This window comes from Methanobacterium bryantii (assembly GCF_002287175.1).
In the GTDB taxonomy this organism is placed as follows: Archaea; Methanobacteriota; Methanobacteria; order Methanobacteriales; family Methanobacteriaceae; genus Methanobacterium_D; species Methanobacterium_D bryantii.
Genome location: NZ_LMVM01000041.1, coordinates 104,559 through 116,393, shown reverse-complemented (window position 1 = coordinate 116,393; position 11,835 = coordinate 104,559). Strand labels below are relative to the sequence as shown.

13 protein-coding genes are annotated in these 11,835 nt (G+C 33.1%); 7 read left to right on the top strand and 6 right to left on the bottom strand.

Annotated elements, in window-relative coordinates; genetic code table 11:
* Nucleotides 1-424: 424 nt before the first annotated feature.
* Nucleotides 425-565 (bottom strand): hypothetical protein, encoded by a 141-nt coding sequence (locus ASJ80_RS17255; protein ID WP_176720172.1) that lies wholly within the window; start codon nucleotides 563-565, stop codon nucleotides 425-427.
* Nucleotides 566-1,105: 540 nt separating this feature from the next.
* Between ASJ80_RS17255 and ASJ80_RS16565 the strand changes: the two genes are divergently transcribed.
* Together ASJ80_RS16565 and ASJ80_RS16560 are read left to right on the top strand one after the other, a co-directional pair.
* The gene (locus ASJ80_RS16565) at nucleotides 1,106-2,071 is read left to right on the top strand and encodes a TIGR03557 family F420-dependent LLM class oxidoreductase (RefSeq protein ID WP_069582348.1); all 966 of its coding nucleotides are present in this window, start codon (nucleotides 1,106-1,108) and stop codon (nucleotides 2,069-2,071) included.
* Between the two features lie 124 nt (nucleotides 2,072-2,195).
* Complete coding sequence (locus ASJ80_RS16560) at nucleotides 2,196-2,375, top strand: hypothetical protein (protein WP_048082123.1); 180 nt, start codon at nucleotides 2,196-2,198, stop codon at nucleotides 2,373-2,375.
* 22 nt (nucleotides 2,376-2,397) lie between these two features.
* Here ASJ80_RS16560 and ASJ80_RS16555 read toward each other — a convergent pair whose 3' ends face one another.
* Nucleotides 2,398-2,841, bottom strand: coding sequence for a DUF2115 family protein (locus ASJ80_RS16555; protein WP_069582353.1), 444 nt, complete (start codon nucleotides 2,839-2,841; stop codon nucleotides 2,398-2,400).
* 112 nt (nucleotides 2,842-2,953) lie between these two features.
* On the opposite strand from ASJ80_RS16555, the gene ASJ80_RS16550 reads away from it, so the two are divergent.
* Both ASJ80_RS16550 and ASJ80_RS16545 read left to right on the top strand, forming a co-directional pair.
* The gene (locus ASJ80_RS16550; protein ID WP_069582356.1) at nucleotides 2,954-3,859 is read left to right on the top strand and encodes a hypothetical protein; all 906 of its coding nucleotides are present in this window, start codon (nucleotides 2,954-2,956) and stop codon (nucleotides 3,857-3,859) included.
* 59 nt (nucleotides 3,860-3,918) lie between these two features.
* Nucleotides 3,919-4,380: a hypothetical protein gene (locus ASJ80_RS16545; RefSeq protein WP_069582358.1), complete on the top strand. Its 462-nt coding sequence runs from the start codon at nucleotides 3,919-3,921 to the stop codon at nucleotides 4,378-4,380.
* Between the two features lie 33 nt (nucleotides 4,381-4,413).
* Here the strand turns inward: ASJ80_RS16545 and ASJ80_RS16540 are convergent, their stop codons facing one another.
* Nucleotides 4,414-5,178, bottom strand: a complete 765-nt coding sequence (locus ASJ80_RS16540; RefSeq protein ID WP_069582359.1) for an ABC transporter permease — start codon at nucleotides 5,176-5,178, stop codon at nucleotides 4,414-4,416.
* Complete coding sequence (locus tag ASJ80_RS16535) at nucleotides 5,178-6,122, bottom strand: ATP-binding cassette domain-containing protein (RefSeq protein WP_069582362.1); 945 nt, start codon at nucleotides 6,120-6,122, stop codon at nucleotides 5,178-5,180. Before ASJ80_RS16535 ends, ASJ80_RS16540 begins: the two co-directional genes overlap by 1 nt.
* An 842-nt stretch (nucleotides 6,123-6,964) precedes the next feature.
* On the opposite strand from ASJ80_RS16535, the gene ASJ80_RS16530 reads away from it, so the two are divergent.
* From ASJ80_RS16530 to ASJ80_RS16520, 3 genes are all read left to right on the top strand, one after another.
* Nucleotides 6,965-8,326 (top strand): MBL fold metallo-hydrolase, encoded by a 1,362-nt coding sequence (locus tag ASJ80_RS16530; RefSeq protein ID WP_069582367.1) that lies wholly within the window; start codon nucleotides 6,965-6,967, stop codon nucleotides 8,324-8,326.
* 9 nt (nucleotides 8,327-8,335) lie between these two features.
* The gene (locus tag ASJ80_RS16525) at nucleotides 8,336-9,475 is read left to right on the top strand and encodes a hypothetical protein (RefSeq protein ID WP_069582372.1); all 1,140 of its coding nucleotides are present in this window, start codon (nucleotides 8,336-8,338) and stop codon (nucleotides 9,473-9,475) included.
* Nucleotides 9,476-9,636: 161 nt separating this feature from the next.
* Entirely contained in the window at nucleotides 9,637-10,113 is a 477-nt protein-coding gene (locus ASJ80_RS16520) for a pyridoxamine 5'-phosphate oxidase family protein (protein WP_069582374.1), read from the top strand.
* Between the two features lie 12 nt (nucleotides 10,114-10,125).
* Here the strand turns inward: ASJ80_RS16520 and ASJ80_RS16515 are convergent, their stop codons facing one another.
* Nucleotides 10,126-10,806 (bottom strand): DNA alkylation repair protein, encoded by a 681-nt coding sequence (locus ASJ80_RS16515; RefSeq protein ID WP_069582376.1) that lies wholly within the window; start codon nucleotides 10,804-10,806, stop codon nucleotides 10,126-10,128.
* 12 nt (nucleotides 10,807-10,818) lie between these two features.
* Nucleotides 10,819-11,823 carry a prenyltransferase/squalene oxidase repeat-containing protein gene (locus ASJ80_RS16510; RefSeq protein ID WP_069582378.1) on the bottom strand — a complete coding sequence of 335 codons (1,005 nt, stop codon included), beginning with the start codon at nucleotides 11,821-11,823 and terminating at the stop codon, nucleotides 10,819-10,821.
* Nucleotides 11,824-11,835: the final 12 nt, after the last annotated feature.

Here is an 11,835-nt window from a genome sequence, read left to right as displayed (position 1 = left end):
CAATTATTCACAGAATGATATTATCACACTCCAACCGACGCCTTAAACCATAGTAACTTTATAAGCGTAACAGCCGAAAATTTCTTTTCAAACCAACGCATACTATACGCGCAAACTATAGATTAACAAACATATTAGAAAATACTGCACAAAATTAGAAAATTCATCTAAATACTTAATATCATATGTATTTTTACAAATTTTTTAGAATTTAATAAAATATGCTCACTAATGCATTTTAATCATTAAGCACATAGATATTAGACATAATTAATTACATAACCCGTGTAAAAAAATATAATTTTCAGAATGAAAAATATTTACTTCGCTATACTTACATATGACGAAGCTAAATTTTATGATTTCTATTAAATTTTTTAAATTTTAACACAATAACTAACTCAAAAAGGACGCTGAACTTAAATCACTCATCAATATCCACAGTTTCTCTAAAGACATTTCCACAGTTACCACAGATAAATTGAACTTCAACACAAAACTCCGTTAAGTAACTCGACATATAACGAATTTTTTCGGTATCTTCACATACTGGACATTGAACCATTTTAATTCACTTCAAATTTAGAAAATTTGTTTTCAAACCCTCCAGCACACCAATTTTAGTACTAATTATTATATTTGTATTATTTATTATAACTAACCCTTCTCAAATATTAAAATTTAAAAATTTTCTGCTGCAATTATTAATAGAAAAATTAGAGTTTAAGATAAAAAACAAAATTCATTCCAATTAAGCTCAATTAAACATAAAAATTTAGAATTTACCAGAATAAACCCATTAAATACATAATTAATAAAAAATTAAAATTCAAAATGTTCAAGATATACCTATTTCAACCACTTGAGCTATATATAATGATATACAAAATCCTGATTTTTTCAAAAAAGTAAATTTAACCGAATCTTGAAGGTATTACATATACTTTAATTTAATACCAAAACTGTTCTTTTAAATAAATATATGTTAACACCATATTGAGTTCATTTTCAAAACATGTTTGAAAAAAATAAATACTATTCCATGAATAAGTATTACTATTTTATAGAAAAATATTAAATTAAAAAATGTGGGAGGATGCATAACATGGTTGAGATCGGCTATAAATTGGGTAGTGAAAAATACCCGCCGTTAGAGTTGATACATAACGCTAAAAGAGCTGAAGATGCGGGATTTGATTTTGCGATGATTTCAGATCATTATCACCCCTGGATAAATAAAGAGGGGAACAGCCCTTTTGTCTGGGGTACACTCGGAGGTATATCCCAGGCAACAGAAAGCATACCTATTGCAACAGGAGTTACCTGCCCAACATTTAGAATACACCCTGCAATTATTGCTCAGGCCGCAGCTACGGCCGCATCAATGCTTCCCGGAAGATTTATACTGGGCGTAGGTTCTGGAGAAAATTTAAATGAACATGTTTTAGGTGATGAATGGCCTCCAACCCCTACAAGGATAAATATGCTTGCAGAAGCTGTAGATATAATTAGAACTCTGTGGAATGGAGGCGATGGACTGCAGGATTATGATGGATGTTATTACACTGTTGAAAATGCAAAGGTCTATACCAAACCTGAAGAATTACCTCCAATTTATATAGCTGCAGAAGGAGAAATGGCATCTGAATTAGCAGGGACAAGTGGCGACGGATTAATAGCACAGTCTCCTAAAGAAAAAATTACTAAAAAATTTAATGAATCTGGAGGAGAAGGAAAACCATGTTACGGTGAAGCTGCAGTATGCTGGGCAGAAGACGACGATGAAGCAAAACATACAGCTTACAAATACTGGCCAATAAAAGCAAATACAGTCCAGTTAAATGGAGATTTAGCAACACCATCCCATTTTGAACAGCTTGGAGGAATAATTAATGAAGATCTTCTCGCTGAACAGATGGTCTGCAGCAGCGATCCTCAAGACCACATAGATGAGATTAAAAGCTATGTTGATGCAGGTTTTGATCATGTCTGTATTCAGCATGTAGGTACAGACCAGCCAGGTTTTATAGAATTCTGCGAGAGGGAAATTTTACCAGAATTTAGAGACTAATCTATATTCATGATATATCCTGCAGTAACCTAATCCAATATACAACACGCTAATTCAACATTAAACAACTTTAATTATTAGCTATTAATTACATAGTATATTCAAAGTTGCAGAGGAGATTTTCATGGGCGCGATAACGGTTTGTATTCCAGATGAGTTAGAAATAGCATTTAGAAGAATTACAAGAATTAAATACGGCGATAAGCAGGGGCGCCTTTCAAGGGGAGCTACGGAAGCTCTCTACGAATGGTGCAGAAAGGAAGGTTTTGAGTATATTGAATCTGAAGATAAGGCATGTGAATAATTGAATTTAAAATATAGTCTGACTAATCTATTCCCTTACAAATACAATATTTACACAAAGACAATTTATCCTTCATAAAAATAGGCTTTCCAGTACAGTAATAAACACCCTCTTTTTCATATACTCTTTCACCATTTGAAAATACAATTCCTGGAGGATGTAACGGCTTTTTTGCGATAAAAGTCAAATATATAGATATTGCCTTGATAAATTCTTTAAAGTCTTCATCATCCGGCGCATACAAACTAAAATAATAATCAATCCTATTTTGAAGGTCTTTTAATTTTTCTTCATCAACTTCTTCATCTAATCCGTTAAGTGATGAGTTTAATATCTTATTGAAATTTTCTAAATTATATCTGGACATAGTTTGATTTAGAGAATCTTTTTTGCCGCTATCCTGCATTTTTGGTTTGTATTTTTCCATACAAGCTTTAAGCTTTATAAGTAACTGTGAAGTTTTCATTAGTATCACATTTATATTTTAGTTTCGTATCATTTCCAGTTATTTAATATAGACACTTTTTTATTAGTTAGATTTTATAATATTAATACAATCTACTCAAAAGGGTGTCCTTATGCCGTATCTAATCTGCGATAAATGCAATATTTACTATGAAATTGAGGATAAAAACGAGATGAAGAATTTTCATACATGTGAATGCGGTAATGAACTCCAGTATTTTAATACAATTGAAAAATACATGAAAAGATCAAGGAATATAACTAATTCAAATACAACAAGTAATTTTTACACAAATAGCAAAAAAGACATTTTAACATTTGAGGCAGAAATATTTAGAGATCATGAAGAAGTAAAAAAAGAAGAACGTTCCAAAAGGGAACTTAATTACAGAATTAAACATGCTATCGCAGAAAGAAATGAAAAACTGTCAAATAGTTACAAAATTAAAGATTATAAACCACAAATTGTTAATGAATTAAAAGATATAAATGAAAAAAAGAAGTTACTAAACGAAATAGAATTATTAGAAGATTCTAAAGGAGAAAACGTAACTATAAAAAGAAATTTAGAAAAACAAATATATTTTGATGGTTTAACTATCCTAATCTTGGGCTTTATCGGAACTATCTTTATATGGTACGCGTTCTATCTATTTTTAATGGCAGTTTCAACCATGATTTTTGCTTCAGTGCTTTTAATAGTTTCTACAAAAAAATATTACAGTAGAACCCGTTTAAGAGGAATGTACATGTTAAATGGGATAAATCTAGCTATTTTTTGTATTATATCCCTAATTTTCATAATTTTATCCATTATTAATGGCAGCCACTCTTTATTTAGTTCATCAACAAATGAAATCACTTTTATGGTAATTATCTATGGTAGTTCCAGTTATTTCATGTTCTGTAGGGCGGCGTTGCCAGATTATCCTGAAAAATTAGAAGATATGCCCCTTGACAGTACGATGCACCACATAGATAAAAATAACCCCATTTATGGTAAACGAAAAGTAGAATAAAATATTAATATTAATAAATCAGAATCATATTCAATAATCCCTTATTTAAAGGTGTCATTATGCCGTATCTAATCTGCGATAAATGCAATCTCTACTACGAAATTGAAGACAAAAACGAGATGATAGATTTCCATACCTGTGAGTGTGGTAATGAACTTCAATATTTCAATACAATCGAAGAATACATGTACAGAGAGCAGAATTCATATATTACAGACGACAATACAGAAGAATCTGATGGAAATGGAATATTTTACTCAGTCAATAAAAAAAATCTTGTAACTCTCCAGATGGAAATGTTAAAAGAAAATAAAGAGCGTAAAGAAAGGGAACATTTAAAAAGAGATCTTAATTACAAAATAAACCATGCTATGGAAGCTGCCAGAGAGAAAGGTTCAAATAATTCAAAAAATGAGTATGAACCCATGATTGTTAAGGAGTATGGAAATAATCCATTTAAAAAACAAAAAGAAAAATTAATGCGTACAATGGAATTATTAAAAAAATGGAAAGGCGAATAGCGCCATTAGATTATACACTATTTTTAATTACGACTACATCAATCCCTGTTCTTTTTTGGTAAACATGTAAGCAGACACAAAGATCATTAGCAGTGCAAATGCAGATATCACCAGTATACTAATCTCTAGTGGAAGTGCAGATTGATTTAAAATAACACTTCTAAGTGCATCGACTCCATATGTAAGCGGATCTAAGTATACTGCAAATTGGAGCCATGTAGGAAGTCCAGTTACAGGGAAAAGTGCTCCGCTTAAAAGAAATATTGGTAGCACAATGAAACTCATTATCAGGTTGAATCCTTCCATGCTGTCGGTTAATGTAGCAATTAATAATCCTAAACCTGCAAATCCCAGTGATATAAGGATTATCAGCACAACACTACTTATGAATGCAAAGACTGTCATTTGAACTCCAACTACAAATGACAGCAGCAGCAAAATAACTCCCTGGATCAAAGCAGCTGTGCCTATACCCATTGATTTACCCAGCACAATAGATGGGCGGGATATTGGGGCCACCATTATTTCTTTTAAAAACCCATACTGCCTGTCCATGATTACAGATAATCCTGAAAATATAGTGGTAAACAAAATTGTCTGCCCAATGATACCTGGATAAATAAAAGCCTGATATCCTCCCAGAATTCCTCCAAAACGTATCGCAGAGCCTAAACCAGTTCCAAATATCAAAAGCCATAAGAGAGGAGTTACTACTGAAGTCAAAATTCTTGAGCGGTATCTGACATATCTTTTGGTTTCCCTAAGCCAGATGGTATATATTCCCTCCAGTTCAGACATTATCTTCCCTCCCCAACTATTTTAGAACCAGTATATTTAATAAAAACATCTTCCAGATTAGGGTGTTCCACCTCTATCGAATTTATGTGGATGCCTTGGGAACTTGCAAACTCTACCACCTCAGGCACTAAATTTTCACCTCGCTCTACCATCATTTTCACTTCGCCGCCTGTAAAGAAAATATCTCTGGTAAATTTGAGCTCTTTAGCCTTTTCCACAAATTTTTCAGGATCATTTACTTTAAGAGTTATAGTATCTGCCTTTAACTCCCTTTTAAGGTTACTTGGAGAATCTGCAGTGATTATTTCACCTTTATTTATGATGGCTACCTCATCACACAGCTGATCTGCCTCTTCCATATAGTGAGTGGTTAAAAGCACTGTAATATCCTGAGTTTGAGTCATGTTGTAAATATACTCCCAGATATTTTCCCGGGTTTGAGGATCCAACCCCAAGGTAGGTTCATCTAAAAAAAGCACTTTAGGGTGATGGATAAGTCCTCGGCCAATTTCAAGTCTCCTTTTCATTCCTCCAGAGTATGTTTTTATGTATTCATCGACTTTTTTTCCCAGAGCTATGAGCTCTAAAATTTCGTCAATACGTTCTTCTCTAACATCTCTAGGCACCCCATAAAGAGAAGCGTGCATTTCAAGATGTTCTCTACCAGTCAAGATATCATCAAGAGCCCTTGATTGGAATACTATCCCTATAGATTCTCTAACTTCTTTAGCCTGTTTTACTATGTCATAACCATTTACAGTTGCAGTTCCTGATGTGGGACGCAGTATTGTACATAACATAGATATAAGTGTAGTTTTTCCAGCACCGTTAGGTCCTAACACACCATATACTGTATTTCTAGGAACTTCCAGATTAATGGAATCCACAGCAATGAAATCATCATATCGTTTAGTGATATCTGTAGTTTCTATAACATTTCCCATAATATACCCCAGCAGTTTGTCCTGTTTGACTGTAAAAATGCGCCAAAAGTATGATTACATTAAACAGATTATAAACATTATTATAATTTGTTTTTGAAAAGATATATATTTTTAAGTCGTATTTCAGTGAACTACTTAAATAAAAGGAAATAACTGCATTATTGAAGTGTAAAAATCAAAATATGGAAATATTATCATCAGATCAACTTATTCTTTTTTGAAAAATTACCGGCAGAAATTTAGAAACCGTATCTTAACTTAGTAAATATATTTAAAATAATAAAACTATGTAATAATATTTAATAATTTCATAATACATATATACTACAGATGAATAATGACTCTAAAATAATATTAACTATTTTCCTGGCTGCAGGACTGCTAATTTTTATTAAAGGTTTAAATGAAAATTTAGGGATTCTAGACATAATTACAATCTTTGTGACATTTATATTCTTTTTAACAGGTTTTGCATTTTTAACCGCTTCAGTACTAACTCTAATAAGCCGGATCTCAACTATTTTATTTAAAAAATAGAAAATGTTAAATAAATAAAATGTAAAAATGCGTTTATTTTTACATTAAACGCTTTAATTAACATTTAATTTAATTTTAACCACATAAATAACTAATTAATTCATTTTTCTCATTTTCCGAGTTAATATCTGTAAAAAAACTGCATAAATTATATATATTTTTTATTATAAAAATATAATACAATCACACTGCAAATGAGTGAATTCATTGAAAATGACGCAAATTAAACTGCATTATAGCCGAACTGGTTAAATTCGCTCTAAATTATTGGACGCCATATATTGAAAAATAGGTCAGATGATAATATGATATTTGAAATAATCAAAAGTGAAGGAATAGCACATAAATCCTATTTTATAGGATCAAAAGGAGAAGCTGCAGTTATAGATCCCAGGAGAGACTGTGATTCATATGTAGACTATTCAAAAAAACATGATATGGAAATAACTCACATATTTGAAACTCACTGTAATGAAGATTATGTAATTGGTTCACGTGAGCTTTCAAAAAGAGTAAATGCCGGAATATACCATGGTAAAAATCTAAATTTTGCCTATGGAAATCCTGTAAGTGAAGGGGAAAAGTTTAATATAGGTTCTGTTGAATTAGAAATTCTTGAAACACCAGGACACACAGATGAGAGCATATCAATAGTGCTCACAGATAAAGAAGTATCTGATGATGTATATATGATTTTTACTGGTGATGCCCTTTTTGCAGGTGAAGTGGGAAGAACTGACCTTTACGGTGATGACAAAGTGTATGAAATGGCAGGAAAACTTTATGACAGCATCCATCAAAAGATCCTTCCTTTAGGCAACCATGTTCTCGTTTATCCCGCGCATGGATCTGGTTCTGTATGCGGGGCAGATATCCGTGAAAGTGAATTTACAACAATAGGGTATGAAAAGAAAACCAATCATGCCATCCAGATGAATAAAGAAGAGTTTATTAAGTTTAAATTAAATGAAAAAATGGTTAAGGCGCCTTATTTTGATAAAATGGTTGAATATAATAAAAATGGAGCCCCTATCCTCTGCAGAATTCCATATCCCCATCCCTTAAGCCTAAATAAATTTAAAAAACACATGAAAGATACCCAGGTTGTGGATGTTAGAATGGCTGCAAGTTATGCAGGCGGGCATATTCAGGGTACATTAAATATTTGGAAATACGGCCTGACCTATTTTGCAGGATGGATGCTTAATTATGAAGATCCAATTACCATAATCGACGAGAATAATGAGTACATGGATCAAATTTTGAGATACCTCATAAGGCTCGGATACGATAACATATTTGGATACTTAGCTGGTGGATTTACCAGCTGGTATACAAAAGGAGAAGAAATAGAAACAGTTGACATCTGGTCTGTACATGAATTAAAAGAGCGCCAAAATGATGATTCAATATTTATTCTTGATGTGAGAGAATTTGGAGAATGGGAAGAAGGATACATTGAGGGTGCCTATCATATCTACGTCGGGGACCTGCAGTACTGCCTTAATGAAGTTCCCAAAGACAAATATGTTGTTGTATACTGCGATACTGGAAATAGAGCCAGCATAGCCGCTAGTATATTGAAAAATAATGGATATAAAAAAGTTGTTAATGTTCTGGGCAGTATACGTGCATGGAAAGCAGCAGGATATCCCCTGGTTAAATGAGGTTACAATATGAGTTCTATTTTAGATCTTGAAGAAAGAGCAAATAGATTAAAAAAAGAAGATGAAGACTCGTTTAGGCTGTTTAATAATATTTTTCACGTATCAAGCGCAGCAGGGAACTTGAAGATACCACCATCATTTAAGGAAAAAGTTCATACATATTTTGGAAATAAAGACGAATCTGGAAAGATTATAGAGTCCAAAAATGAAGTCATTGAGCGAATACAAACCCAAGAAGTGATTAAGACCTACAACAAATGGACAGGTGAAGGATCTCTATTCAATTCTCTAAGGGCAAGCAGGCCCGGGATGAAACCTCAAGAGAGAAGTCAAGAACAGGAGAAAGTTCAAGAATACATTGAAAAATCCAGAGAAAACTGCGACTTTTGCCAGGCTGAAAAATACACTCCAGAAGATGTATTTGGAAGAATTCATGGCAAATACTGCATTACTGGAGCAAATATTGCCAAATATGACGCATGGAGCAGCATGGTATTTTTTAAAAAGCATAACCCCCTTGATTTCACACAGGAAGAACTATCTGATTATATAGAAACGGGGTTTGAATGGTTTAAAAAAGTCAATAATCACGATAAACAGTTCACATCTCCACTTTTTATCTGGAACTGTCTTCCAAAAGCAGGTGCTTCGCAGGTACATGGTCATGCACAGGTTTTAATCACAAAAAACGTTCATTATGCTAAAACACAATTTTTAAGGAAAAATTTTAGAAGCTACATGCAGTTAACCGGCAGGAATCTTTTTAAAGATATATACAATGTTCATAACGCACTAGGACTTGCCTTAAATAAAGATGTAACTGGTTTTGCAAGTTTAACTCCCCTTAAAGAAAAAGAGTTCATAATTATCTCAAAAAACAATCCATCAACAAGTGCTGATGTAAAAGAAGCCATCTATAGAGTACTTAGATGCTATATCGATCAATTAGGAGTAAACAGTTTTAATTTAGCTATTTCTTGCCCATCATTCGGCGAGACATTTCTCCCTTACATTATAAGAATTGTAGATAGGGGCAGTATTTTTAAACCAACTTCAGATATTGGTGCTATGGAACTATATGGGAGCAGTGTAATTTCAGATGATCCATACAACATTATTAAAGCAGTAAATGCGTTTAATCATGGTTAAAATTTGCCAAATTTAATATATTACGCCATTAATCAGATTTACACATATTAAAAATATTTAAAATTCTTATTTTTATTGGCATTTAATTTATCAGCCGTAAAACGCATACTTTCATAAAATTTTTTAATAATAGAAGTTATAATTATAATACGGTGTTTTCCATGAGCATGATAAAAATTCCACCTATGAATAAAGAAGAATATGATGAGTTAATTAAACAAAATTTTATTGGTCGAATTGCATTTAAAGGAGAAAATTATCCATATATTACTCCATTTATGTATATATTTGACGACGGATTCCTTTATTTCCTGTCAACAAGGTATGGTAAAAAAATTGGAGAAATTAAGCGGGACCCACATGTAGCTGTGGAGATAGAAAAATATTCCGAAGATATGTCAGACTATAAATTTGCAAATCTTCAAGGACGTATAATTGAAGTAGAGGATGAAAAGGATAAAAAAAAGATTAAAGAAATGTTTGTTAAAATGATCAAAGATAGAAACCTCTCAAATAAAGTTAGGGCGGTTATAGGCCACTCTCCAGATGAACCTATTCAGTTGATCCTGGAGGAAGATAGAACTATGGTATGGAAATTAGTAGGCCTGAAACAAATTGTTGCTCTTAAAAATCCTTAAATATCTCCCATATTACTTCTTTTTAAGTCTTTCATGAACTTTTTCACTTGTAAGTTCCCTGATCGCGTCAGCTGCTATCCATTTAGCACTTTTTGAATCAATAGTACTAATTTCTTCTGCAATTTCAACCGTTCTTTTGTTTAAATTAAGATTTCGTTTCCCAATCTGCCTTAATGCCCAGTTAACAGCTTTTTTAACGAAATTTCGGTTGTCTACCGATTCTCTTATAATTAAAGGGAAGAATTTCTCAAATTTTTCATCATCTGCCTTTTTATCATGCACTGCTAGAACGGCAATCATTGCAAATGCAGCCCTTTTAACAAATTCTTCTTCTCTGGTGCTCCATTCAAACACTTTTTTGTAGGCAAAAGGAGTTTTACGGAATAAATTTATACAGCACTGGTCGCACACATCCCATGAGTCAAACCCAGCCACCCAATTTTCCATTTGAGACTCTGTAACCATTTTTGGGTCTTCAATTAAACCTGCAAGTATTTTTGTTTCGCCGTATCCCGCATTCCACAATTTTTCTGCAAGAACATGATCCTTACCTGCAGCTTTAGCTATTCGACGTAATTCTGGCATTCTTACACCATAAGTCTTGGTATGGTTTATTCCAAATCTAGCTCTCCCTTCTACCTCTTCAGGATTAGATAATGATTCCAATTCACTTATAATTTCTTCAAACTGCATAAATTACACCTGCTACCCATAATAACTCTTCAATACCTTCAGAACATTTAAAGTGATCCATTTACTTTCTTCTCCTTTCCGTTCTATGCTTGTCTGGAAGCGCCCGTTGAAAGTGTTTTCCAGTGTCCATCTGCCTTCACCATTTTGTTTAGAAATCATCATATCCATAGCTTCCTGCATCCTTTTATCTTTATAGCCTAATTTAGTAAGCAGTCCTAAAACTTCCAGGGCATCTATGTTCCACATCAATGGAAAACCAAATTCCAACCATTTAAACCTACCTTCAGCTGGAGGTTGGCTCCTTTTATGAATTCTGTGATTAAGCATATGTTCAGCACATTTAGATATGCAGTTTTCCATTTCAGGCGTTCTCTTATTTTCAGGAATTTCACTGAATGCTTTAAGGGACTTTACAATGATACTGTGGCAAGTACGCTCTCCCCAACACTTTTTCCATATTTTATAATGCTCTCCTTCAGGGAGTTCTACAGGTTCATCATCAAACCTCTGATGTGCTATGAGCCATTCAAGTGCTTTTTGAACTCTTTCGTCATCTAGATAATCCAATCGGATAAGACTCCAAACCATGTTAGCAGTAAGACATGGTAAAATCTTTTCAGCATCACCAACACTATTATCATCACTTATATATGAAAAAGCGCCGCTTTCAGGATCCTGTGAATTTTTAAGCATGAATTCACAGGTATTTTTAATTCTTTCATCTGCACTATCTGCACCAAGTTCAGCAAGGATTATCAACTGCCACGAAGTTCCTTTATATTTGCCCCTTAAATAGAAATTATCAGGAATGCCCCAGTAACCCCCATCTTCCTGCTTGGCTAAAATTTTAGGCACAGTCCCAGTTTTCATGATGTCTGCTTTGGCTTCCCTAACTTCAGGATCCATTTCTGGCCTTTCAAATATGTTTCGAAGGGTGAAATATCTAACTGAAGGGTTATTTTCCTCTAAAAGCCATTCTGTTGGATCTGTGTTTAAAAAAGATTTCCAGATGGTCATTTTTACACAACC

What these genes read in the sequence shown, in the direction of transcription:
- ASJ80_RS17255 (WP_176720172.1), bottom strand. Translation starts at nt 565, where the DNA reads ATGGTTCAATGTCCAGTATGTGAAGATACCGAAAAAATTCGTTATATG.
- ASJ80_RS16565 (WP_069582348.1), top strand. Translation starts at nt 1,106, where the DNA reads ATGGTTGAGATCGGCTATAAATTGGGTAGTGAAAAATACCCGCCGTTA.
- ASJ80_RS16560 (WP_048082123.1), top strand. Translation starts at nt 2,196, where the DNA reads ATGGGCGCGATAACGGTTTGTATTCCAGATGAGTTAGAAATAGCATTT.
- ASJ80_RS16555 (WP_069582353.1), bottom strand. Translation starts at nt 2,841, where the DNA reads ATGAAAACTTCACAGTTACTTATAAAGCTTAAAGCTTGTATGGAAAAA.
- ASJ80_RS16550 (WP_069582356.1), top strand. Translation starts at nt 2,954, where the DNA reads ATGCCGTATCTAATCTGCGATAAATGCAATATTTACTATGAAATTGAG.
- ASJ80_RS16545 (WP_069582358.1), top strand. Translation starts at nt 3,919, where the DNA reads ATGCCGTATCTAATCTGCGATAAATGCAATCTCTACTACGAAATTGAA.
- ASJ80_RS16540 (WP_069582359.1), bottom strand. Translation starts at nt 5,178, where the DNA reads ATGTCTGAACTGGAGGGAATATATACCATCTGGCTTAGGGAAACCAAA.
- ASJ80_RS16535 (WP_069582362.1), bottom strand. Translation starts at nt 6,122, where the DNA reads ATGGGAAATGTTATAGAAACTACAGATATCACTAAACGATATGATGAT.
- ASJ80_RS16530 (WP_069582367.1), top strand. Translation starts at nt 6,965, where the DNA reads ATGATATTTGAAATAATCAAAAGTGAAGGAATAGCACATAAATCCTAT.
- ASJ80_RS16525 (WP_069582372.1), top strand. Translation starts at nt 8,336, where the DNA reads ATGAGTTCTATTTTAGATCTTGAAGAAAGAGCAAATAGATTAAAAAAA.
- ASJ80_RS16520 (WP_069582374.1), top strand. Translation starts at nt 9,637, where the DNA reads ATGAGCATGATAAAAATTCCACCTATGAATAAAGAAGAATATGATGAG.
- ASJ80_RS16515 (WP_069582376.1), bottom strand. Translation starts at nt 10,806, where the DNA reads ATGCAGTTTGAAGAAATTATAAGTGAATTGGAATCATTATCTAATCCT.
- ASJ80_RS16510 (WP_069582378.1), bottom strand. Translation starts at nt 11,823, where the DNA reads ATGACCATCTGGAAATCTTTTTTAAACACAGATCCAACAGAATGGCTT.